Raw genomic sequence first — 22,699 nt, forward strand, 5'->3', positions numbered from 1 at the left:
TTATGCCCAAGCGCCGGAACCGTCGGGCAACTTCACGTTGGCGTACTCAAAGCCGGCGGCCTTGGTCTCGTCCTCGATCACATAGCCTTCGTTCAGACTGTTGAAATCTTCCACGCGGTTGCGTTTGGGGTTGTCGATCACCTGGCGGCGTAAACTGTCGGCCTGGTAGTAAAGGCTCAGGTTATCCAGGCTGGTGATCAGCAGGCCCCGGGCCGGGAAAAAGGGCGCGGTGATCGCCGGCAAACCGCCATAGGTGCGGATAATGGCCTGGTTCTCCAGGCGCTCCTTTTCTGTCGGCTTGTGACCTTGCGCCGCGTACATCTGCGCCTTGTCTTCCGCCAGCAGATCGCGCCCCATGATTACCACTAGGTCGCCGCCGTCGCGATGTAACTCGTCCACCATCTGTAAGCAGGCATGCACAGCCGCGTCCAGGTTGGCGAAATCGCCGCCCTCGCCAATACGGATCTGGCCGGCAGTCGCGCCTTCGACGAACCACTGCGAGCCGGATTTAAATTCCCGTAGTTGCTGCAACCAGCCCTTATTCACGTCCTCGCCGTTGGGGTGGTCGCCAGGCTTGGTCGCAGGTAGGGCGCAACTGGTGCCCAGCCAGCCCACGCGGAGCTTTGACAGGCTGATCGCCTTGCGCACCCACCCGCCATAACGGGCTTGGAAGTCGGGAAACTTGGCCCAGGAATCAATGGTTTTGTATTTGATGTGGGTGTCATATTCGACTGGGTGCAGCTCATAACCTTTACTGCCCAAGGCCAGCACGTCGCTGGTCTGGCGGTCGGCGCTGTCGGTGTCGGTGCGCTTGGGCACAAAGCCCGTCACGCTGCCGATGACTTTTTCCCCTTTCAGTTCATCCACCGCCACCACATTGATCAGCTGCAAAAACTCCGAGCTTTCGGTGATTTTGTCCTGCAACTCCTGGGCGATAGTGGGCTCAACATTGAACTGCTCCGCGACGGAGCCCACGCCGTAGGTGGCCGCCATGGCGGCGCACATATCGTTGAATAGTTGTTTCGTTTTAAAGTTCATTCGGTCCGCTCGTTGGTGGTTGGAGTTACAGCACGCGTGGCGCCGCGTCGCCGACGCCTTCCGGGGTCAGGGTGCCGGGCGCTTCTTCCAGGGCCGCGCTGAACGCCTCCTTTAAGTGGTCGTGCGCGGTCTTCAGGTCGGCGAACTCGGCTTTGATCTCCGCCAGGGCTTGCGCCAAATCTGGGGTTTCCGGTTCTTTTGTTGCGTCCTCGTGTTTGGCGTTCAGCTTGTCCGCGAGGCTGGCGAAGCCGTTCGCCAGGGCGCGGTTAAGCTGGTTGAATTGGTCTTCCGTCATGGCGTGCTCTTGCTCGTTGGGTTCGTGGCTGGGTTCCGTGCGCGCAAACTTGCCCATGAGCCGGGAAAACAGGCTGGTCGGGTTATCCACGCGCAGCGGCGCTAGTTCAATCGGGGCGGTAAACAGGTTGTCCGGGTGTTGCGCCCGGGCGTTAAAGCGCAGCTCCGACGTGCCCAGGCTGGCGGGTGAATCTGTCACCGCCAGGCCTGCTAAGTAGGCTTTGCCGGTTCCCGCGAAATTCGGCTGGATCTCGATAGAGGTAAACAGCTTTTGCCCGCTGGTGTTCATCAAAATCAGCTGGTCCGAGGGGGCGATTCTGGCGAACAGACACTCCCGGCCTTTGTCGTCCTGTTCGTGCTTCACCGCCACCACCTGGCCGAGATTGCCAAAAATGCGGATGTGCTCGTACCAGATGTTGGCCGTGTATTCGGCGGGGTCGTACTGCGTGGCCATGTCGATGATGTCCTGGGCGGCGATGTTGCGCCCGTCAATCGTGGGTCCGCTGGTGGCCACTTTGACAAAATCGGTATGCAGGGTGCGGGGCATGTTTTCGGGTCCGTCAGTCGTTGCGATGACGCCAAGATAGGCATTCCGACCGAGCCCGGCAAAGGCTTTGAATACGCGTTGTTCCTTGTCGTTTTTGGTAGGAATAACAAGGAGTTAAACAAGGATTAACGCCACGAAAAAGCCCTTAAACTGGGCCGCATGTCATCACGTTATCCCCCTGAAATTATCGAAGCGGCGAAGGGCCTTTTTCTTCGCCATATCACGCCGGCGGAAATCCAGCAGCAGCTGGGGATTAATAACGTCCGCGTTATTTACCAATGGATTGAGCGGCACAACTGGAAAGACATGCTGCAGCACGAAACCGTCGAGCAGGCCACCGCCAGGCGGTTAATTCATTTAGTGGAAAAAACCAATAAGGTGGCGGGCGATTACCAGGAAATGGACCGGCTTAGCAATCTGCTGGATAAGCTGGCCGGCATTGATCTGAAGAAAGCCAAAACCGCGCGTGAGAAAGCGCAGGCAGGGGAGGGCGGTAGAGTCTCTGGCGAGCGCCAAAAGAAAAAGCGCGGCGTGAAAAACGACGTCAGCGCCATCACCCCGGAGCGTCTGGAGACGATCCGCAAAGAACTGTTTTACGACTACCAGCACCGCTGGCACGACAACAAAAGCCAGCGCACGCGCTTTATTCTGAAGTCGCGCCAGATCGGCGCCACCTATTACTTTGCCTGGGAAGCCTTCCAGGACGCCATCACCTCCGGCGATAACCAGATCTTTTTATCCGCCAGCCGCTCCCAGGCGGACATTTTTAAAGCCTACATCCTCAAGTTTGCGCGGGAGTATTTCGATACGGAATTGAAAGGCGTGGACGTGATCCCGCTTAGCAACGGCGCGGAGTTGCGTTTTGTGTCCACCAATGGCCGCACCGCCCAGGGTTACCACGGCCATTTATACATTGATGAAGTGTTCTGGATTCCCGACTTTGACCGGCTCAACAAGCTGGCCAGCGGCATGGCGGCGCATAAGAAATGGCGCAAAACCTACTTCTCCACGCCGTCGGTGAAAAGCCATGGCGCGTACACCTTGTGGAGTGGTGAGCGTTACAACGAGAGCCGCCGGCATAAGGTCGAGTTTGATCTATCGCGGGCGGCGCTTCGGGAGGGCCAGCTGGGGCCGGATAAGGTCTGGCGCAACGTGGTGACCGTTGAGGATGCGGCGGACCAAGGCTGCGACCTGTTCGACATAGAGGAGCTGAAGCAGGAATACACCGAGGCGGAATTCAACAACCTGTTTATGTGCGCCTTTATGGAAGCGGGCTTGTCGGTGTTTAAGCTGGACGACTTACTAAGCTGCGCTGTGTGCAGCGGCGACGTCTGGCCCGACTTCAAGCCCAGGCAGCCGCGCCCGTTTGCAAACTATCCCGTGTGGTTGGGCTACGATCCGGCGCGCACGGGGGACCGCTCCACCGTGGTGGTGGTCGCGCCGCCGATGCATCCGGCCGGCAAGTTCCGCGTGCTGGAAAAGATTCAGTTAAAAGGCGCGTTCAGTTACCAGGCGAACCGCATCAAGGATCTATTGGGACGTTACAACGTGCAGTTTGTGGGCATCGACTGCACCGGCCCCGGCCTGGGCGTGTTTGAGCAGGTGAAAGCCTTCTACCCCAGGGCCACGCCGATTCACTACAGCCTGAACGCCAAAACCGCCCTGGTGTTGAAAGCCATGGACGTGATCGAAAACGCCCGCATTGAGTGGGACGCGGAGCACACGGACATTCCCCAGGCGTTCCTCCAGGTGAAACAGACCACCACCGGCAACGACCTGGTCACCTATGTGGCCGACCGCAGCAGCAAAACCGGCCACGCGGACGTGGCCTGGTCAATTATGCATGCCCTTAGCAATGAACCTTTGGACCGTAAGCAGCGCCGTGGCTCCATCGCCATGGCGGTATAAGAGAGCATTAGAAAATGAGCAAACCGACTTCACCAACCGCGTTTAGTTTTGGGGCGCCCGAGGCTGTTTTAGACACGACGCTGACCTCTTACCTGGGCGTGTTCTTAAATCCCCATGGCGACTATTACGCGCCGCCGGTCAGTCTCACCGGGCTGGCCAAGCTGCTACGCGCTAACGCCCATCACGGGACCATTCCCTACTTTAAGCGCAATATGCTGCGTAAGTTTTACGTGCCGTCGCCCGTGCTCAGCGCCACGGATCTGGAGAACGCCGGCTTCGATTACCTGGTGTTTGGCATGTGCTACTTTCAGAAAGTCTTTAACCGCTTGGGGCAGATCGTCCGCCTGAAACACATCCCCGCGCTGAACATGCGCCGGATGAAAGCGCCGGATCAGTTCTGTTTGCTGCAACCTAACCAGGTGGACCCGTTAGCGTTTCGTCCGGGTGAAATCATTCAGTTAAAAGAGTACGACGTGAATCAGCAAATCTATGGCGTTCCCCAGTACCTGGGTGGCCTGCAATCCGTCTTACTGAATGAAAGCGCCACCCTGTTTAGGCGCAAGTACTACAACAACGGCGCGCACATGGGCTTCATCCTCTACACCGCCGACGCCCAGCTGGACCCGGAAGACGAGCAATCCCTGAAAGAGCAAATCCGCGCCAGCAAGGGCGTGGGTAATTTTAGAAGCCTGTACCTCAACATACCCGGCGGCAAGCCTGACTCTGTGAAAATCATGCCCGTGGGAGATATCGCCACCAAGGACGAATTTGAGCGGGTGAAGAATCTAAGCCGCAACGATGTATTAAGCATGTGGCGCATTCAGCCCGCGCTGGCGGGCATCATGCCGGAAAATACGGGGGGATTTGGGGACATAGAAAAGATCAGCCGCGTGTATTACGAAAATGAAGTCATTCCTATGCAGAATGTATTCTTAAAGCTAAACGAAACCCTCCCCCTAAAAAAGGGACTCTATTTTTGCGATCCAAGTTGTTTATAAGCGTCACTTGAGTCTGGTTAACGGTGCATGCATCAGTTTGCACAAATAGATATTAGGACACCGTAAAGGCGTCCTAATTTATTAATCACACTTGTGTAACTAATTTGGGGCTACTAGCGAATAGTGAGCTATATTTCATCGCGCTTTTTACCAACTACAATCGCACCTCTAGTTATTGAAAAAGGCGTCCGTTCTTCCCTTGAACTTGTTCCGTGAATTGGCCGCACTTCTTCCTCTCCCATCGTGACGGGAATCACATTCACTACATCATATCCTTTTGAGTCGAATTCATTATATTTCTGGGCTAGCAGCTCAGCATAGTTATTGTAATCGACGGATTTAGCTTCATAGAACCTTTTAAGCTTTTGCTTAAAAAGTCCAACATCCTTTAATTCTGAATCTAACGAAGCGCGAAACCAACTGGCAATATATTTGTCAGACATGGACATCCCTTAAAAAATATGGTCTTAGTTGCTCTATACCATAACTACGAAACTCTAACTACACTCAGAGTCTTTACGGTACATGTAGGTAGCGAAAAAATAATAAAATAAAAAATATAAAAAAACCACATGGTTAGAGTTCCGAATACTCGGCACATTCTGTGATATCGGAAATCCTTCATGCTGGCTTTATGCTTAAAGTAAATTTAAATATTGATCGAAATAGAGGAGAGGGCTGCCCTTATGGCTGGTGTTTTTTGCACCTCTAGGGGGTATTTTTTGATTGATGTGCTAAAATGTTCCCTCATTGATCAGAGGGAACAAGCCAATGCAAATCAACTGTCCTGAATGTGGAAACAAAGCAATAATTACAAGCCGTCAGGTGCTGGACCCTAAACTGGCTAATCTATATTGCGTCTGTAAATATGCCGAATGCGGCCATTCATTTGTAATGAATCTGGCATTTAGTCACACGCTTAGCCCTTCTTCATTTCAGGCTAAGCGAATGATGGTTGAGATGCTAAGAGGAATGGACAAGGCCGAACAGTTAGAACTGCTGGCCCAGGCGCGAAGCAACGCATAGTATTATTCTGATTCTGTTTTCATGGTTTCTTCTACCACCTCTAATCTCTCCCTAATATGCTCGACCACCAAGTTATAACCAAGCTGGCTTTCCTGAGATAGCTGTAAGTTTGGTCTATCAACCATAGCAAACTGCAAAAACTCCAATAGTTGCTGGCTCTCCGCCAAGCTCTCCAAGGCGTCACTTGAGTTCTTTTTCCTGTACGCCAACTTAACTTACTCCTATTAATCCCTATGTCCGGCGTTACATCAGAAGCTAACGCTGCGCCGTGAGCACAGATTTTTTATCAAAAATAGATCAAAAGAACACACAACTGATATGTAGACAAAACACGTTATCTATAAATATAAGGCACGGTTACTTTTTAGCCGCCAATATGGACTATAAGCCCAAAATGAAGCGGGACAAATTTGTCCCTTAAAACGACAAATAATGACGCAAAATGTGTAACGTTTTTTTACGATTTTTAGTTTTTTTGTGATGCGTGTCACGCTTTTTGGCGGGGCTTATAGACATGAATAGCAAATTTCCGAATTGGATTCGGAGGCTATGGTTTTGATTATATAGCAATATGTTATGAGAAAAACTGAGCCCTGGGCGGGGGAGCCCAGGGGCTTGGAGATTATTCCGAAGGGTTAGCTTGTTTTATCTGCTTTGCTTCTTCAAGCCGCTTTTGATACTCAGGAGAGAGCTTAACGTTTACAAACGACATGAACTCGTCTATCGACTCCCTGGCGATCTCAGCAATATTATGAGAAGGATCATTATATTCTCTGTTTAATGCGCTGGCTTTAAACATTAAAACAATTTCGTGATCGTCAGATATAGGGAGATGGTATTCGATTTCATCAGGACGCTGAGGAAGGCTTGCAACTATCTGATACCAGGCAAGCTGATTGATGTTTACTATCTTTACATCTTCATCAGACGTGGGGTACGTCCAAAAGTGAACCTTAGGATCAATTGGAACTGCATAGTCTTCCCTGTGTGCCCACAAATAAGTGTTAGCCTCTCCCCACATTACCTTGCTGTGATCCAGCAGCCATTTTTTCATATCGGATGATAGAAATAGGCTGTCAATATCACGGTTTTGCGGATGACGTCTTCGCAACTTTATATATAAGGTTAAGCTGCCTATTGCTCCCTCGCCGAAGGGCTTATCCCAATATTTCCACCCCCTTCGAAGTAAAATGATAGACATTCCTTTCTTGTCGCTCCAAACCTCAAATTCACTATCTTTATAAATATCCACCTTGAAAGGCGTTCTAAGAACGCTTGTCGTTTTTTCATTAGGCGGACATTTAAACTCTAAGATCGTTCCGGATAAGTCAAAACGAATGATGGGGGCTGATTTGAAATCAGGCCGTAGCGGGTTTGCTATGGATGCACGAAAGCGCTTAATCCAACGCATTACCATTTCGGCCTCATCTCACGCATTAACGCCATGAAGGATTCTTTATATCCTCCTGACTGTTTAATAACTTGAGTATTAAAATCCACATTGCTCTTTGTCGGGTGATAATGGGGATTAAGCACTGTACTTTTTGAGCTATTGGCAATGATGTTTCTTATTTTGGAGGCGCCAAACAAAGCTCCGATAGCGGTAAGGGTAACGGCGGCAGCGCCGCCAAATGTTGAGATTATTGGAGCGCCCATTGCAATTGAGCCTATCTTGAAGCCCGTCCCAAAGGCGGAAGCAGTAAGTCCAAAGCCCCACGCGCCGTCTATTCGCGCCTGAACACGAATTTTCTCCGCGACTTCTGCGGGAGTCCCTCCCCACTGCTCTAAAATGCCCGCTGTCTTAAACTGCTCAAGCATTTTAGACCTTACACAAGTCCAGTCGTCCGTTTGCGTCTTGGTGATGTCTTTCGCTAAAGACATTCCCCGTCTCTGCATTTCCAGCAGCAATGGATTAGCGGCCATTCCAGGTGCACCTAAAAAAACGGTGTGTTTGTCTAATTGTAAATTAGGCGGCAGTTGTCGCAAGGCGGCCAGCATCAACTCCGAGCCGTTCCCGGTAATGGTCCAGTTAATCTCGCGTCCGATCTTTTGCGCCTTGTAAATTCCTTGTGCGAGCTTAGTGGCGGTAAAGTTGGCGGATGTTTGCTTCTGCTCGGGAGTGGTCCATTCCGTGCCGCCCCGGTACAAGGGAGGCGGGTTATAAGCAATAGTGTAGCCATCGCTTTTAAGGGTATCCGTGGAACCGGAATAGGCATCTTCAATGATGGAAGGCATTATCTCCGTAGCCGCCTCCTCCAAATCGTCACAATTCCCATTGATAGCTGCATATTTGTTAAGTAAGTGGTTTGACGTGGACGAAGCCACTTCCCAGTGATCTCTCCTATACTGCACACGGTAAAACCCTGGTTGATGTCCTTTCGCGTGCTCCACTAACTCAACGTCAGTTATGTACACCCCTGGAGAGAGGCCGCCCACACTGTCTTGACGGATTACATAGCTAATGCGCAGATTTTCCACCAAATCCACATGCTCAAAGGCGTTGCGCTTGTTGGAATAGGATTGAAAACCGCCTGCGCATGATCTAAGACGAGACAGGCGAGACAAGACAAGCTCTTCCTTACCTCCCACTGTTAGCAGGTAGGCAAAGCGGCGACCGATTTCCCCGCCGGGAACATAAATTCTTCTCCCCGACTCATTCCCTACGCCATCAAACATGAGTAGGTAGCCAGAGGCCGCATTTCCATATGATCGTTTAAAGCCGTGGTTTACCAGGCTCGGTTGGCTCAAGCTTGTGCGGGTAAGTTCGGCGGCAGGCGCATTCATACGGGGCAAATCTCCTTATTTAAGGTATCTCAGAAAGGTAAAGCTGGCTGTATGGTAGCCAAGTCCAGACAAACGCTGAATCAGCCTAATGGCATAAATTTCTCTGGTCAATTCTACTGAGCGGAACGACGGGAAAGGGCCAGCCAGTGGATGCTTTCCACTGGCTGGCGAAGGGGACTAACCAGCGGTAGGCGACAGATCCGCCATCATTAGATCAGCGATAAGGAGTTTGGAGAAGGCCGTTCTAATTACCTCCACCGTGGTGAAGCAGTCCGCCACGGCTCGGTGGGCTCCATTCACTGTTATGCCCATTTGCGCGGCGGCCTTGGCCAAGCTCTGCCTTCTGTAGCCGCCTCGTTTGGCGTCCACCTCTCCCCAGTATCTTGCGTAAGCCATCATGGCGCAGCGCCAGTCCGCTTCGATCATTGGCAGTCCATATGCGCTACAGGTCTGCATTAACAGACGGTTGTCGAAGTTCGCGTTGTAAGCCACCACGGTTTTACCGCTGATTACCCGCTTTAGCGAGTGGTAAACATCTGGAAAGTTCGGCTTGTCCGCCAGTTTTTCGTTGGTGACGCCGTGAATCTCGGAGGCGTCCGCCGGCACTGGATTAAGTGGGCGCACCAACTGGTCAAACAATACATTCCCGCGCATGTCCATGACGCTGACCTCTATCACTTCCGCCTGGTCGTCCAGTCCCGTGGTTTCCGTATCCAGCACCACCACGTCCAGGTTGTATATCCATTCTTTAAAAAGCTTCAACAGTTCTAATTGATTACGATTCATTTCTACTCTATCCATTAAACGGAGAGCCCACAAAATCCGGCTCTCCGCTTTGCCTCCATTTTAACACCTGATATCGCCGTATTATTGGCGTTCTCTATTTTTTGCTATCACTCTTATTAACCGGCTGATTGTCGGCTTTCTCTTTTTCAATCTGCTTTCGTGGTTCGTTCCTATCTTTTAACCAGCGGCGACCCTTGCCGCCTTTCACTTGATGCTTCAGCCAGGCGATGACGTGGCCGTTGTGTTTGGGGGGTTTGCGTTCCATTACCGGCGCTTTCCTCTGCACGTTTCACCACGTAGAATCACACTCGGGCTAACGCATGAGCGCGTAGCGGAGCCGACTCGTCGGCCTGGTGCGGATTGTCAGGATTAATGCTTGTGCGGCTGGTAGCGTCCCGGTCAAGTTCGGCTACCAGTGCTCTCTTAATATTGCTCATATCAGCAACCCTTCTATAACTGACTCGTAATAGCTATCCAGCACGCCCCCGGCCAGATCGCTTTGACTACACACGCCATGGCTGGCGACAAGTAGCGTTCCCCACACAGGCTTTAACAGGCTGGCCATGGTCGCCAGTAGGATCTGGTCGCGCCGCTTGGCGTTGAGCAATGCCGCATTTAGCGCCGCCGGGGATCTCAGACCGATTTGCTCCAGACGCCTAACGCCCTTGTAGCCTGCTTTCATGGCTTGGATAGCGAAGGCATGCTCTCCCAGCAGTTCGACGGCTTGGCTCCAGTAGAAGAATAAAGCCGGAGTCGCCTGGGGAAGTTCATGCGGCGCCCTGTAGTGACGCCTGCCCAGCGTTTCGAGCACGGCGAGCCGGCCTTTTGTTTTCGCTTCATGTACCCAACAGCGCAGCGCCTGCCGCGAATTAAGGGTTTTCGACATGCCCGGCGCAATCGCCAGGCCGTTGCAGATCCCCGCCGCCCAGGTTTCCATCGGGCATAAGGGGGCCTCTAAAGTGGGCGCAATCGCCCCTTTATTCATCATGGTGTTAACTCCTTTACATTGATTCCGGGTCAGCCCCGGGCCTGAATCTCCCCCCGATAATTGGGTGGGGGGTGTCGGGATTTGGTAATTTTGGTAAGACGATCCCGAAAACAGCACTTATCTTTATGTTTTTAAATGATTTTTTAGTCACTCCTAAAAAGTAAGAAAAAGGTAATATCAAGGTAAGACAAAAAGTAAGACCCTTGATTTATAACGCTTTTTCCATTTTTAAAAAGGTAATGGGGAAGTAATTTTTTAGGGTTTCAAAAGGTAAGAAACTTACCTCAAAATTACCTAAATATTACCTTTTTAGTAAGTTTGTAAGACATTGATTTAAAATAGAAAAACCTCACTTTTTAAACCCGTCTTACCAAAATTACCAAATCCCGACACCCCCCTGAAAAAACGGGCTTCCTCTGCCTAACGCGCACATAGGCGCACGTATTTACACGTTTGCTTAGCGCTTAAATATCCAGCAATGAATCGTTTTATTGAGACTCCTGGAATAAACCTTCCCTGTTTCAATGAACTTGTAGCGCTGGCTGTTGGGCAGCAGTTTCTTTAGGGCCTTGAGGTCCAGTGACTTCTGGCCGTGAGTGCGACACACCTCGTCAAAATGGTTCAGGTTAACGGCGATGTTTCCCGTCCCGACGGCGTGGTTTAGAACTTCCACCAGGGCGCTGGATGCAAACGCGTTAGGGTCCGGCTGCGCGTTCAGATACTCGAAAGACTCCCAGAACTCCGCCACCGCCGGATGGTCGTCCGCCAGGCGCTCCTGGCGACTGAGAGCCCGTCCATACAGATAATCGCTCAAACCACTGAAAGCGCTTTCATTAAGGGTTGGGAAGATATGCCGCAACGCTTTTGCAGCCGCCATTAACTGGGCGTGGTTTTTCACCAAGCGCTGCAGGCTGGTTTTAATTTCCCCGCGGCTGGTGAAGACTTCCTCATAGTGATTAAACTCGTTGAAGAACGTGTTTAGGATCTGCGTTTCATTCTCCAGCGCCTTAGGCAGAAAGCCCGCCACCTGATCGACGCTTTGCCGTTCGAACCACTGCGCCAGCTTTCGCGTGTCTAGCGTGTGGTGTTCCGTCGTACAGTGACAATGCGTGATCCGTTGCAGCAGGGGCGGCGATCCGTCCACCTCGGCATTTTGCGCAAGCACCAGGCCGCCTAAAAAGAGCGGCTCTTCCGTGTCGTTGCCACGCTTGGCGACGCCCAACGTTCCGACCGCGCGCCCGTTAAAGAAGGGCTTAAACTCGTCGAAATCAAACTGCTTCTTTTTCACGTCCGACTCGTCGCCCCGGTCGGACTCGATCAACACCAGCGGCATGTTAGAGCTTTGCGTGAATGCGCGCCGACGTCCGGCGGCTGTCGCCTTCATGGCGTCGAATCCTTCGTAGTCGTCGCGGCCCAAGAGTTTCCAAAGAAACTCGATCAGCGTGGATTTACCAGCGCCCGGATCGCCCGTCAGTTCAAGAAAGGGGAAGCTCTTATGCTTCGCCCGGATCTGCTGAACGAACAACGAGCCCAGCCAGAAGGCCAGCGCCGTTAATCCCTGCCAGGAAAAGGTGGTTATAAAGTTGTCGATCCATTCCGGGTTAAACTCTCCAGGCTGCACCCGAAAGCCCTTGAAGCTGGTTTTGATGCCGCCCCGCTCCAGTTCAAAATACCCCTCCGCATTCAGTTCCAGTTGTTTACCTTTGCTGAATGCAAAGGTCTGGTAGACGTAGGCCTGGCTGTCGGCGTGGTAACCCACATAAGGAATGGATTGAATCTCTTTGACCTTACGGTTTAACCACTGCTCATGCAGCATGGCCATGTCTTTGGAGCTACCGGAAAACGCGCCATAGCCTTTGGTGATCATCGCCTTATGAAAGCTTGATGGCGTGTCGATGTTGCTCCCGTCAAATGGGATTAACGCATCCGCGTTATTGCTGCTGTACTGCACCCGGAACACATAAAACTTTTCGTCCAGGATCTCGTCGCGCTCTGCATAAAGCAGTTCCGGCACAAAGTTACTGATTGGGAAGGCTGTGCAGTGCTGGCTAAACGAATCGTAGCCTTTACCTAGCGTCAATGCTGCACCGTCCAGAGCTTCGGACAGCTTATGTAAGTCCACAGAAACCGAATACAGCCGGTTCTCAAAGTCGATAACGAAGTAAGAATGACGCTTCCATAAATAGTACGCGTACGCCTTCCACATCACGCTTTGCGCGGTGAACATTTTCCCCCGGTATTGCGCTTCCTGCAGGAACGTATCGTTGATCCTATCCAGGCGGTAAAGGTCGTCCCAGTCCTTGCTGGTTCCGGTTAGAGATATCTCAACTTTTTCACCCGCCATCTGGAGCTTGGTGTAATGGGACTTCATGCTCTTGCGGCCCGCTGCGTCATCATCCAACGCCAACACCCAAGTGATTTTTTTCCCTAGATAGGGTTTTATCGCCTCGCTTGGGTAATAGCCGGCGGCCAGGATCGCCACCGCCTTACGTTCGGAAAAGTGCAGCGCCAGGGCGTGAAAGATCCCCTCTACGATATAAACCCGATCACCTTGTTTAAGCTCCTGGGTCGGCGGCATCCACCACTTGCCCTTAACCGGATCAACCAACACCCATCGCCCATTGACGTTATGGCGTTTGCCGCTGAAGTTAATGCGCTGGCCGTCGTCCTTCTGTTTGTCGATCAACCGTTCCCAATAAAGGGTCCGGTCGCTGTTCAGATAGAAACGTACCGTATTACACCACTCCTGAGACTTGGGCAGCTTGTAATTGCCTTGCTCATACCAGCCCACCATTTCACTAAGAGGGAAACGGCGATTGTGCGCCAGGTAGGCGTCCGCCGTGGCGTTTGGGTTCGCCTCCGTAGTAGGAAAGCGTTCGGAGTAGTTATTGAAAAGTTCCGGGTATATCTCCCGGGTTGTCTCGCTATAGCCGCAATGCTTTAAGCGGTTACAGCTGACGCGCCAGGGCTCTTTCATGCTGACGAAAAGCTCTTTCTTTCCGCAGTTTGGGCACTTGCCCTGCTGTAGGTATTCCCCTACGCGTTTGAAAGCGAACTGGCCATCGCTGGCCAGCGCCTCCGCTATTTCGTTTCTGTTATCAAAAGTTTGCATTGATCGCCCCAAACTCACTTACTCTTTTCACTTTCTTCTAGACAGTCCTTCGTTAACCTAGCAACGTTAATCAGCACCAACCTACCGATATATTTAACCGGCAAATAGCCGCGTGCTATTTGTCCTCTAATTTGTTCCTCCCGAAGTCCAGAGCATGCCGCAAAAGCTTTTTTAGTCATGATTGGAGAGGGGAAAGAAAGGTTATTTTTCATACTTCATACATCCTTTGTGGTTTACAGATTGTCAGTGTGTGCTTGTGTGTGACTAATTATTCTCACCCTTACACATTGCTGTCAACAGTTTTTGCACACTCGGGGGTGCAGAAAATGATCCTTAATGGTACACATTCGGATCCGTTTCGGCACATTCCGACACATTCCGGCACATTTGATCAGTTTTTTTCACCTCCAACCTTGCAATTTTTGCCCCCGTAGGTGTAAAAATGTGCCCGTGTGTGTACAGGTTGTCGATTTGAGGAACAAGAAATGAAGCTAAAGGCAGGTGAACGGCTAAAGGGGTTGCGTGAATTCGCGGGGCTTACTCGGCAGGATTTTTCAAACGTAACTAATATTGAGCTTCCCAGGCTGACCAATATAGAAAAACTCAGGGTGAAAGTTTCAGAGGATGAGTTTGCAAAGGTTGGTTTGCTATTTCCTGAGGTAGTGCAATGGTTGGTTTTTGAGGGGGATATATCACTCGAAGCATTGAGAGCAAGTGAGCAGAAGTATTGCCGGCTAATAGCTGCAAAATTTGAAGCAGGACAAACCCCGGAGGGGTACGGCTTAGAGGAAAAAATTAAGTAATGGCGATAAAAAAAGTTGCTACAGGATGGCAGGTCGATTTAAGGCCAGAAGGGCGTGAAGGGAAAAGAGTAAGAAAAACATTTCCCAAGTTAGTACAGGCTAAAAATTGGGAAACGGATCAAAAGGCAAAAGCTCTTACAGGTGAGTGGGCTGCACCACAGAAGGATAAGAGACGCCTTACTGAGTTAGTGAACACGTGGCATGAACTCCACGGTTATACACTGAAGGACTCTGAGAACCTTCTCAGGGTTTTAACTGCAACTTGTAAAAGGCTTGGCGACCCAGTAGCAACAAGCCTCACAAGTGAGGACTGGCTGATTTATAGAAAAAAACGATTAAAGCAGAAGGTGCATAATAGGGATAAATTTGTCGAGCCAAAGACAATCAATCACGAGCAAATCTATCTTTCTGCCGTTTTCAATAAGCTGATAAGACTTAAAAACTGGAGGCATGAGAACCCCCTTAAAGGCGTATCAAAATTACCAATAGATGAGCCTGACTTATCTTATCTGGAAAAAGACCAAATTAAGGTATTACTGGCTGCGCTGGAAAGTTCTATAAACCCTAACGTTTTGACTATTACGAAAATATGTCTTTCTACTGGGGCTAGGTGGGGAGAGGCTGAAAAGCTTCACGCTGAACATGTCAGGCATGGAAAGTTGCACTTTGTTGGTACTAAAAACAGCAAAGCCAGGGCTGTCCCAGTTTCAGAGGAGCTTATCAAAGAAATACTAACGGGAAGACCTAGCTCTGGCCGACTTTTTAAGGAGACATCATATCGAGCATTTGAAAACGGGATAAAGCGGGCGAAGTTAGTTCTTCCTGGAGGGCAAAAGACGCACATTTTGCGTCACACTTTTGCGTCCCACTATATGATCAACGATGGCAATATTCTCAAGCTCAAATACATTCTTGGTCATGGCTCTTTGGCAATGACTATACGTTATGCCAAGCTTGCCCCTAATCACCTAGCTGAAGCCCTAACCAAGAACCCCCTAGCCACCCTATAAGTGTCCACAAAGTGTCCACAAAGTGTCCACACAAAGGTGCATGTCTGAGTAAGAACGTGCATCCGTGTCTATAAAAATCAATAAGTTATGCTGGTATGTGCTTGTATGTGAAGCTTCGGAGCGAATTAGCAACTCGCTGCCTTACCATTCGGCCAGCCTACCTTTGTTCTTTCATGCAATCGCTGTTTGCTCATTAGTCTCGATTGCAGGCGTTTAATACAAAGAACGCAGTACAAAAATGGTGGAGTCTGATGTGCTTTCGCTCCAAGTAACCGTTCTTTGTTATGTGCTCTCTTTCGTCACGCGACGTTTTTACCGCGCTGCTCGAAAAAAACACATAAAAAAACCCGGTGAGCTTTCGCCCGCCGGGTTCTCGTTCCTTGTGAGGGGAGAGTGTCCGGAGGGCGTTTGCTTCCCTCCGGACGTGATTACGTCATCGAAGGGTGTGGTTCGCCTTTGATTCGCCGAGGTCGTTTGATTTGCTCCAGTCGCTGGAATAACCGCAATAGCAATCGTTATGGCGCAGGCAGGCCGCTAAGCCGCTACTTATTGGCTGGCTCAGTATCTGTCCTGGCTGTTGATTGAAGTGCTTAATCATGAAAAACATGTCGGTATCCGTAATGGAGTCGTTAAATTTAAGTTGCCCGTATATTAGCACTAGTCGTGCCAACTTTTTATTTGCTGCGAGAAAAATCTGAGATCGCCATATTTACCGGGGCCTGAGACGCGTGTGCGGAAAATCTGTAGTAATGGCGATAAGCCGCTTTAAGAAAAGAGGGTTTTCTTATTTTTGAATCAAATATTCGAAAAAAAGAAGTTTTCATCTAAAATTCTCACAATTAAGTCTGTGGCGGAGTGGGTAGAGCGGAGTGGCGATCAAGAAACGTAAATATAAAGTGGTATTTGGCTTTTTAGGCTCCACTATGGACGCCGTGTCCCGTCGCAGGGGGAAGTATGAAAAGCGTTGGCAACGTTGGCGGCCCACTGTGTCCATTGCGCAACATCCAGAAGCGTTTCCTGTCGATCGGTTAGTGTTGCTATATAACCCCCAGGATCGCGAGCTGGCGGACGAAGTCGTTGGCGATATTGGCGACGTGGCGCCCAAACTACAGGTGGATCTGCAGCAATTGGATTTCGATGCGCCCTGGGACCTGCATCAGGTGTTTCCCAAACTGTATCAGTTTATTGACGGCTACCCCTTTGATACGGAGAAGGAGGAGTACTTCTTTCATATCACCACCGGTTCCCATATTCAGCAGATATCCATCTTTTTATCCGTGGGCGCCCGCTATTTTCCCGGCAAGTTGCTACAAACCGCGCCAAGCCGGGATCACGAAGGCGGCAGCAAGGTGGAAGTGATTGATCTGGATAATGCGCCGCGCTCGGTGGCGGAAATCTTCAGTCAGGCGCGCAAACGCGACACCGATTATTTGAAGTCCGGTATCGATACCCGTAATGCGGATTTCAACCAGTTGATAAGGCAGATTGAGACCGTAGCGATTCGCACCCGTGCGCCGATTTTGATTACAGGGCCGACCGGCGCCGGTAAGTCCAGATTGGGCTCTCGGATCTATGAACTTAAGCGCAAGCGCCAGGATGTGAAAGGCGCCTTTGTTGAAGTGAACTGCGCCACGTTGCGCGGCGATAACGCCATGTCCGCGTTGTTTGGGCACCGTAAGGGCGCTTTCACCGGCGCGGTCGAGAAGCGGGACGGTTTGTTGAAGGAAGCCGATGGCGGCGTGCTGTTTCTTGATGAGATTGGTGAGCTGCCTCTGGATGAGCAAGCGATGTTATTGCGCGCTATAGAGGATAAGCGCTTTTTCCCGCTGGGAGCGGATAAAGAAGAAAACAGCGACTTTCAACTCATCGCCGGCACTAACAGAGACTTGCGTCAGGATGTCATCGACGGGCGCTTCCGGGAAGACTTGTTCTCACGCATCAACCTGTGGACATACCGATTGCCGGGGCTGGCGGAACGACATGAAGATATCGAGCCTAATCTGGACTACGAGCTGCAACGCTTTGAGCGTGAAAACGGGATTCGCGTGCGCTTCAGTCAGGAAGGCCGCAAACGCTATCTCAAGTTCGCTTGTTCTCCCAGCGCATTGTGGAAAGGCAACTTTCGCGACCTCAACGCCAGCGTCACCCGCATGGCGACATTGGCGGAGGCCGGAGAGATTGATGTGGCCTTGGTGGAGGCGGAGATGGAGCGTTTAGGGTATCTCTGGGGAATGGAGCTGCGCTCCGCAAGTCAGCAATTAGAGACCAACCTGTTGGATAATCTGCTGTCGCCGGAGCAACTGGAAGAAATGGATCATTTGGATCAGGTGCAACTGGAAGCCGTGGTGCGCGCCTGTCGGGACAGTAGCTCGGCTGCGGAGGCCGGCCGTCGCCTGTTTGCGGCCTCGCGTCTGAAGAAACGGCGTTTGAATGACAGTCAGCGCGTTGCGGCGATACTGGACAAATATGGCCTGCATTTCGACCAGATAAAAAACGCTTGGTAGCGCGTGTACATTTAACGGCGGCGGGAGTATAACTGGCTAGTCCGGCCTGAGCGTGTAAGGAGTTGCGAGGGGAGGCTGAACATCGCCAAGGGGAGAGCCAGTGAGCTGTCCAGGGGGCGCTATAACAAGAAAAGGAGTTTTCTATGTTGCATTTGGGAAAATGGCCACGGGGTTATCGCGGCGTCGTACTGATGCTGGCCTTGGGATTGACGGGTTGCTTCGAGCAACCGGTCGCCTTTGACGACGATGGGGTGCTGGAGGCGCGCATCCGGCGCACGGAGTTTGGCGCGCCGCACATTGAAGCGGATAACCTGCAAAGTCTCGCATTCGGTTCGGGATACGCCTTCGCCGAGGATAATATCTGCATCCTGGCGGATCAGATCATCAAATATAACAGTCAGCGCTCCCGTTATTTTGGGCCGGATCAGACTCCCGGATCCGGCGACTCGCAAAACCTTATCAACGATTTCGGCTATCTGGCTCTGGAGCTGCGTAAGCAGGCGGAAGAGGGGTTGGACGCCATGAGCGACGCCAGTCGGGCGTTGCTATCAGGCTACGCCAGCGGCTACAACAAGTATCTGATGGATGTGGGTAGTGATCATATCGACCCCACTTGCGCCGGCCAGCCCTGGGTGCGTCCCATCTCTGATGTGGACCTGCTGACCTATTCACTTGGCCTGGGCTTGATACCGGGCTCCTCCGGTTTCCTGACGCAGATCTATGTCGCCGCGCCGCCGGGAGACAGCTATTTACCGCAGATGGCGGACAGTGGGCTGCCACCGCCCTGGACCTCCAATTCTCCTGCTCCTGTTGAACTCGCTGCTCTGCCAAACAAATCGACGTTGGGATTAGGCTCCAACGGCTGGGCTTTGGGTAAGCGTAAAACCGCTAACGGCAAGGGCATGTTGCTGGCCAACCCGCACTTTCCCTTCACGGGCAATCTGCGATTCTGGCAGCAACATCTGACGATACCGGGGGCCATGAACGTGATGGGCGCATCGGTGGCGGGCGTGCCCGGCGTGGTGAATATCGGCTTCAATGAGCATGTCGCCTGGACGCACACCTATTCCACTGCGGAACACTTTGTTGTTTACGAGTTGCAGCTGGACCCGGAAGATTCAACGGGTATGACTTATTTTGTGGATGGCGAGCGGCGCCGTATTCAGAAGCGGAGTTATGTCATTGATGTAAAGGTGGCGCCGGATACCGTGTTTGCGCTGAGCAAAGATCTGTATGTCAGCGACTACGGCCCCATGGTCGTGCATCCTGAAGTGCTGCCTTGGGGCGAGACGTCGGAGGGCGGTTTTGTGGGCTATAGCCTCAAGGACGCCAATCGGGAAAATTTCGATCTGATCGATACCTGGCTGGGCTTGAACCTGTCCCGCGATATGGCGGATGTCCGCAAGGTTTTCAAACAGTTTGATGGCGTCATCTTCAATAACACGTTGGTGGTGAATGAAGAAGGCGATGCATTTTATATCGATGACTCAACGGTCCCTGCATTGAGCCCCGAAGCCGAGAAGGCGCTGACCACCGATACCAAGTGGAGAAAGCTACGGGAGCAGCTTGAGTTCACCGTCTTGCCCGGCGACGCTTCTGTCTACGATTTCAAGGGGGCGTCTCCTTTTTCCAAAGCGCCGAAACTCATGCGCTTCGACTTTGTGCAAAACTCCAACGACAGTTATTGGCTGACTAACCCCGCCAGTCCGATACGGGGTGTTTCTACCCTGTACGGGCCAGTGGATAACGAGCAGTCATGGCGCTCACGCATGGGGCAGCGACTGCTGACGGACGCCGCCGGTTGGGATGGACGCTTCACCCTGCCTGAACTAAAAGAGGCGCTGTTGAACAATCGCTCTTATTTAGGGGAGGAGATCCTGGAAGATCTGTTGGCCGCCTGCAGGGCGCGCGGCGATGAGCCGGTAATCGTCAACGGCGAACCTGTGGACCTCACTGAAGGCTGTTACGCATTGAGTTTGTGGGACGGCGTGATGAATGCGGATAGTCGGGGCGGGGTGTTGTTTCGGGAGTTCGCCTGGCAGTTTGATCAAGACCCGCAATGGCGTAAGCCATTTTCTCCTCAGGACCCTCTCCATACGCCTAACACACTTGACCCGAACGACAAGGTGCTGGAGCAATTGGCCACGGCGATATGGTATGTGCGAGCAGCGGGGCTGTCTCTGGAGACGACCTTGGGGGAAGCGCAGTTTGTTGAAATGAGCGCGCTCGACGGCTCTCCGAGCGGCGTACGCTTCCCGTGGAGCGGCGCCGCCCATATCGAAGGCGGCTTCAATGTGTTCAACCCCTGGATTAAGCCGGATGGAACCCTGCTGCCCCGGCATACTTATCCTTTCCTCCCCGGGTCAAACATCAGCGCGGAGGCGATAGGTTATCACCTGGCTCATGGATCGAGCTGGATAATGGCGGTGAGTTTCACCGTTAATGGGCCGGTCGCGGAAGGCTTGCTGACATACTCCCAGTCCGCTAACCCGGAGTCGCCCTACTATCTGGATCAGACGGAGCTGTATTCGCAGCAGCCGCGATTGCGTCCATTGCGCTTTCGCGAGCAGGATATCGCAGCCCATACGCAATCGGAGCTGCACATCAGGCTGGATACCAATTAGAGCGTAGAGCGGCTATCCGGCGCTTATGACCACCGCGCCGTCGACGGCGTCCAGATGGATGCGCGACGGCGTATGTTCCCGCGTCACCAGAAAGGACGCCAGTTCCGCCACAACCCGTTGCTCGATGGCGCGTTGAATCGGCCGCGCGCCGTAAAGTTCGCTGAACCCCGCCTGCGCGATATGCGCCACCAGGTCGTCACTGAAGCTCAGGTTGAGCTTTTGCTCTCTGATGCGTTCGCGCTGGTTCAGCAATTCCAGTTCGCGCCGCGCAATGCTGAGAATGCTGTCGCGATCAAGCGGGTTGAAGCAAAGAATGGCGTCGATGCGATTGATGAATTCGGGACGGAAAAAGTCGCGGATGCCGCTCAACGAAACCTGCCCGCGTTTTTCCGCCGCTGAGAAGCCCATGCCGCCGCCAGCGTTTACGCCCAGGTTGGTAGTCATAATGATGATGGTGTTGCGGAAGTCGGTGGTGCGTCCGAAGCGATCCGTCAACAGGCCTTCGTCCAGCGTTGAGAGCAAGGCGTCAAAGACGCTGTCGTCGGCTTTTTCAATCTCATCCAGCAACACCACAGAAAACGGATTGGCGCGCACGTGCTGCACCAACGGGCTGGGTTTGCCTTCGCCGCCAATCAGGCGCTCAATGTGTCCGGGATGCTGAAATTCGCTCATATCGAGCCGGAACAGGGGGTTTTTGCTTTGGCCCGCGCTGAAGAAATAATCCGCCAGCGCTTTGGTGGCGGCGGTCTTGCCCACCCCGGTGGGACCGGCGAACAGCAGCGTCGCTATCGGTTTTTGCGGATCATTGAGACCGGCTTTGAAAATCTGAATGACCCGACACAGCTGTTCGAGAATGCTGTCCTGACCGATGATGCGGGTTTTGAAATAATCCAGCAGCGCCTCCTGAGATAGCGCCTGTTCGTCCCGCAGGAACAGTTCCGGCAACCCGGTGTAGGCGACAAAGTCGGCGATGACCTGATCGCGGGTGATGGTCGCCTGCTTTTTCTCAAAGGCGTTTTTGACGCAGTGATGATAAAAGCGCACCAGATTTCCCGGCGCTCGCTCGTATTTGATATAGCGTCTGACCAATTGCGAGACGGTCTCCAGCGCATCGTCGCGAGTGTCGATGGCGAAGTTGGTGGCGGCGTAATTGGCGTAAGCCTGCACCACCCGTTGCGCGGAGCGGCCGGACAGTTCCGTGACGTTGATCTGTTCGAATAAATGCAGGAACCCCGGCAGCTTATTGCGCGCCGCTTCCAGCTCTTGCGGGCGCATCTCGCCAATAATGCGGATCTGACCTTTAGCGAGATAGGAGCGCAGATAGGCCGCCATGGAGTCTTCCTGGCCTTCGCCGCCAATAGACAGCAGGCTGATGAAATCGTTTAGCCAGAGCACGCCGTTGATTTGCGCCAGAGACTCCACTACTTCATCGCACACTTCCTGCCACTCTCCCAGATACTTGGCTTTGGCGATGATGCGCTGCGGCGTGGAGCGCCAGAAGGTGAGGGGCGATTCACCTGATTTGCTGAGGCGCGCGGTCACCCGCACAGCTTCCTGCCAGAGCACGCTCTTGCCGACGCCTTGTTCGCCGATCAGCAGGCAACTGCTGCGGCCTTCCAGCAATTCCTCCGCCAGCCGCTGAATCATTTCGCCTCGCTCCCAGGCGACTTCCGGGAGGCGGCTGACCTGGCGTTTGACGCGCTTCGGCAATGGCGCCTGATCCGACACCGTCAGCATGTACTCCATCGCGGCGCTGTTGTGCTGTTGTTGAGAAGGACGTACCTTGCCGCGGTCGAAACTGACCACTTCCAGCCAGGGTTCGGAAGGCATGATGTAGCGGTAGGCTTCTTCCGGCGTGACATTATTCAACACTTGCAGGGAGAAATGCTCGATCAGCGTCTTCAACTGCACTTCGTCATAGTAGTAAAACGAGCGTTGTAGAAACGGCAGAAAGCACTCGCCGAAGCCCTTGTCAGGGTCACGACTATGCACCGCTGCAATGCGGAAAGCGCTGGGCGCCGACAGCGGATACACGCCCTGGTCCGAACGATAGGACAGCAGCGCGTTAATCGTATGGAAGCTGATTTGCGGACTGCTGATCTCTGGGCTGTACAGACATTCTCCCTGCTTGATCGCCTTCGCCAGACATTCCGATGCGGCGCTGCGGATCCTGGAGGGATGCGACTCCATCACCACCAATTCCGTCCCCAGAATCACGCCAATCACATCGCCGCTTTCCAGGGTCCAGCAGGCTACGGGAAATTCTTCAATCGCCAT

General features: G+C 52.5%; 19 protein-coding genes. 7 read left to right on the forward strand and 12 right to left on the reverse strand.

The window, feature by feature from the left end:
• Together O5O45_RS00470 and O5O45_RS00475 are read right to left on the reverse strand one after the other, a co-directional pair.
• Window positions 1–1,038 carry a phage major capsid protein, P2 family gene (locus O5O45_RS00470; protein WP_305903349.1) on the reverse strand — a complete coding sequence of 346 codons (1,038 nt, stop codon included), beginning with the start codon at window positions 1,036–1,038 and terminating at the stop codon, window positions 1–3.
• 25 nt (window positions 1,039–1,063) lie between these two features.
• The gene (locus tag O5O45_RS00475; RefSeq protein ID WP_305903350.1) at window positions 1,064–1,879 is read right to left on the reverse strand and encodes a GPO family capsid scaffolding protein; all 816 of its coding nucleotides are present in this window, start codon (window positions 1,877–1,879) and stop codon (window positions 1,064–1,066) included.
• Window positions 1,880–2,038: 159 nt separating this feature from the next.
• Between O5O45_RS00475 and O5O45_RS00480 the strand changes: the two genes are divergently transcribed.
• Together O5O45_RS00480 and O5O45_RS00485 are read left to right on the forward strand one after the other, a co-directional pair.
• Complete coding sequence (locus O5O45_RS00480) at window positions 2,039–3,787, forward strand: terminase large subunit domain-containing protein (RefSeq protein ID WP_305903351.1); 1,749 nt, start codon at window positions 2,039–2,041, stop codon at window positions 3,785–3,787.
• Between the two features lie 14 nt (window positions 3,788–3,801).
• On the forward strand, window positions 3,802–4,785 hold the full coding sequence (locus O5O45_RS00485) for a phage portal protein (RefSeq protein WP_305903352.1): 984 nt from the start codon (window positions 3,802–3,804) through the stop codon (window positions 4,783–4,785).
• Between the two features lie 128 nt (window positions 4,786–4,913).
• Here O5O45_RS00485 and O5O45_RS00490 read toward each other — a convergent pair whose 3' ends face one another.
• Window positions 4,914–5,228 carry a hypothetical protein gene (locus tag O5O45_RS00490; protein WP_305903353.1) on the reverse strand — a complete coding sequence of 105 codons (315 nt, stop codon included), beginning with the start codon at window positions 5,226–5,228 and terminating at the stop codon, window positions 4,914–4,916.
• Between the two features lie 328 nt (window positions 5,229–5,556).
• Between O5O45_RS00490 and O5O45_RS00495 the strand changes: the two genes are divergently transcribed.
• On the forward strand, window positions 5,557–5,811 hold the full coding sequence (locus O5O45_RS00495; RefSeq protein WP_305903354.1) for an Ogr/Delta-like zinc finger protein: 255 nt from the start codon (window positions 5,557–5,559) through the stop codon (window positions 5,809–5,811).
• A gap of 2 nt (window positions 5,812–5,813) precedes the next feature.
• On the opposite strand, the gene O5O45_RS00500 is transcribed toward O5O45_RS00495, so the two are convergent.
• The 8 genes from O5O45_RS00500 to O5O45_RS00535 form a co-directional block, all read right to left on the reverse strand.
• Window positions 5,814–6,020 (reverse strand): hypothetical protein, encoded by a 207-nt coding sequence (locus tag O5O45_RS00500; RefSeq protein WP_305903355.1) that lies wholly within the window; start codon window positions 6,018–6,020, stop codon window positions 5,814–5,816.
• 413 nt (window positions 6,021–6,433) lie between these two features.
• Window positions 6,434–7,228, reverse strand: a complete 795-nt coding sequence (locus O5O45_RS00505; protein ID WP_305903356.1) for a hypothetical protein — start codon at window positions 7,226–7,228, stop codon at window positions 6,434–6,436.
• Window positions 7,222–8,595, reverse strand: coding sequence for a hypothetical protein (locus tag O5O45_RS00510; protein WP_305903357.1), 1,374 nt, complete (start codon window positions 8,593–8,595; stop codon window positions 7,222–7,224). The genes O5O45_RS00505 and O5O45_RS00510 overlap by 7 nt, the downstream gene beginning before the upstream one ends.
• A 177-nt stretch (window positions 8,596–8,772) precedes the next feature.
• The gene (locus tag O5O45_RS00515; protein ID WP_305903358.1) at window positions 8,773–9,381 is read right to left on the reverse strand and encodes a 3'-5' exonuclease; all 609 of its coding nucleotides are present in this window, start codon (window positions 9,379–9,381) and stop codon (window positions 8,773–8,775) included.
• A gap of 94 nt (window positions 9,382–9,475) precedes the next feature.
• A complete protein-coding gene (locus tag O5O45_RS00520) occupies window positions 9,476–9,646 on the reverse strand; it encodes a hypothetical protein (protein WP_305903359.1) in 171 nt (56 codons plus the stop codon).
• Between the two features lie 168 nt (window positions 9,647–9,814).
• Window positions 9,815–10,369, reverse strand: coding sequence for a hypothetical protein (locus O5O45_RS00525; protein WP_305903360.1), 555 nt, complete (start codon window positions 10,367–10,369; stop codon window positions 9,815–9,817).
• 457 nt (window positions 10,370–10,826) lie between these two features.
• Window positions 10,827–13,481: a toprim domain-containing protein gene (locus O5O45_RS00530; RefSeq protein ID WP_305903361.1), complete on the reverse strand. Its 2,655-nt coding sequence runs from the start codon at window positions 13,479–13,481 to the stop codon at window positions 10,827–10,829.
• A gap of 14 nt (window positions 13,482–13,495) precedes the next feature.
• Complete coding sequence (locus tag O5O45_RS00535; protein ID WP_305903362.1) at window positions 13,496–13,693, reverse strand: DNA-binding protein; 198 nt, start codon at window positions 13,691–13,693, stop codon at window positions 13,496–13,498.
• 273 nt (window positions 13,694–13,966) lie between these two features.
• On the opposite strand from O5O45_RS00535, the gene O5O45_RS00540 reads away from it, so the two are divergent.
• The 4 genes from O5O45_RS00540 to O5O45_RS00555 all read left to right on the forward strand — a co-directional run bounded on the left by O5O45_RS00540 (window position 13,967) and on the right by O5O45_RS00555 (window position 20,422).
• Window positions 13,967–14,284 (forward strand): helix-turn-helix domain-containing protein, encoded by a 318-nt coding sequence (locus O5O45_RS00540; protein ID WP_305903363.1) that lies wholly within the window; start codon window positions 13,967–13,969, stop codon window positions 14,282–14,284.
• Window positions 14,284–15,294 carry a phage integrase gene (locus O5O45_RS00545; RefSeq protein ID WP_305903364.1) on the forward strand — a complete coding sequence of 337 codons (1,011 nt, stop codon included), beginning with the start codon at window positions 14,284–14,286 and terminating at the stop codon, window positions 15,292–15,294. Before O5O45_RS00540 ends, O5O45_RS00545 begins: the two co-directional genes overlap by 1 nt.
• A gap of 869 nt (window positions 15,295–16,163) precedes the next feature.
• Window positions 16,164–17,798, forward strand: a complete 1,635-nt coding sequence (gene rtcR / locus O5O45_RS00550) for an RNA repair transcriptional activator RtcR (RefSeq protein WP_305903365.1) — start codon at window positions 16,164–16,166, stop codon at window positions 17,796–17,798.
• Window positions 17,799–17,941: 143 nt separating this feature from the next.
• The gene (locus O5O45_RS00555) at window positions 17,942–20,422 is read left to right on the forward strand and encodes an acylase (RefSeq protein WP_305903366.1); all 2,481 of its coding nucleotides are present in this window, start codon (window positions 17,942–17,944) and stop codon (window positions 20,420–20,422) included.
• 12 nt (window positions 20,423–20,434) lie between these two features.
• On the opposite strand, the gene O5O45_RS00560 is transcribed toward O5O45_RS00555, so the two are convergent.
• Window positions 20,435–22,699, reverse strand: coding sequence for an AAA family ATPase (locus O5O45_RS00560; protein WP_305903367.1), 2,265 nt, complete (start codon window positions 22,697–22,699; stop codon window positions 20,435–20,437).

Source organism: Hahella sp. HNIBRBA332 (assembly GCF_030719035.1).
Classification (GTDB): Bacteria; Pseudomonadota; Gammaproteobacteria; order Pseudomonadales; family Oleiphilaceae; genus Hahella.

What these genes read in the sequence shown, in the direction of transcription:
- O5O45_RS00560 (WP_305903367.1), bottom strand. Translation starts at nt 22,699, where the DNA reads ATGGCGATTGAAGAATTTCCCGTAGCCTGCTGGACCCTGGAAAGCGGC.
- O5O45_RS00530 (WP_305903361.1), bottom strand. Translation starts at nt 13,481, where the DNA reads ATGCAAACTTTTGATAACAGAAACGAAATAGCGGAGGCGCTGGCCAGC.
- O5O45_RS00495 (WP_305903354.1), top strand. Translation starts at nt 5,557, where the DNA reads ATGCAAATCAACTGTCCTGAATGTGGAAACAAAGCAATAATTACAAGC.
- O5O45_RS00485 (WP_305903352.1), top strand. Translation starts at nt 3,802, where the DNA reads ATGAGCAAACCGACTTCACCAACCGCGTTTAGTTTTGGGGCGCCCGAG.
- O5O45_RS00490 (WP_305903353.1), bottom strand. Translation starts at nt 5,228, where the DNA reads ATGTCTGACAAATATATTGCCAGTTGGTTTCGCGCTTCGTTAGATTCA.
- O5O45_RS00540 (WP_305903363.1), top strand. Translation starts at nt 13,967, where the DNA reads ATGAAGCTAAAGGCAGGTGAACGGCTAAAGGGGTTGCGTGAATTCGCG.
- O5O45_RS00505 (WP_305903356.1), bottom strand. Translation starts at nt 7,228, where the DNA reads ATGGTAATGCGTTGGATTAAGCGCTTTCGTGCATCCATAGCAAACCCG.
- O5O45_RS00475 (WP_305903350.1), bottom strand. Translation starts at nt 1,879, where the DNA reads ATGCCCCGCACCCTGCATACCGATTTTGTCAAAGTGGCCACCAGCGGA.
- O5O45_RS00525 (WP_305903360.1), bottom strand. Translation starts at nt 10,369, where the DNA reads ATGATGAATAAAGGGGCGATTGCGCCCACTTTAGAGGCCCCCTTATGC.
- O5O45_RS00535 (WP_305903362.1), bottom strand. Translation starts at nt 13,693, where the DNA reads ATGAAAAATAACCTTTCTTTCCCCTCTCCAATCATGACTAAAAAAGCT.
- O5O45_RS00555 (WP_305903366.1), top strand. Translation starts at nt 17,942, where the DNA reads ATGTTGCATTTGGGAAAATGGCCACGGGGTTATCGCGGCGTCGTACTG.
- O5O45_RS00470 (WP_305903349.1), bottom strand. Translation starts at nt 1,038, where the DNA reads ATGAACTTTAAAACGAAACAACTATTCAACGATATGTGCGCCGCCATG.
- O5O45_RS00520 (WP_305903359.1), bottom strand. Translation starts at nt 9,646, where the DNA reads ATGGAACGCAAACCCCCCAAACACAACGGCCACGTCATCGCCTGGCTG.
- O5O45_RS00480 (WP_305903351.1), top strand. Translation starts at nt 2,039, where the DNA reads ATGTCATCACGTTATCCCCCTGAAATTATCGAAGCGGCGAAGGGCCTT.
- O5O45_RS00515 (WP_305903358.1), bottom strand. Translation starts at nt 9,381, where the DNA reads ATGAATCGTAATCAATTAGAACTGTTGAAGCTTTTTAAAGAATGGATA.
- O5O45_RS00510 (WP_305903357.1), bottom strand. Translation starts at nt 8,595, where the DNA reads ATGAATGCGCCTGCCGCCGAACTTACCCGCACAAGCTTGAGCCAACCG.
- O5O45_RS00545 (WP_305903364.1), top strand. Translation starts at nt 14,284, where the DNA reads ATGGCGATAAAAAAAGTTGCTACAGGATGGCAGGTCGATTTAAGGCCA.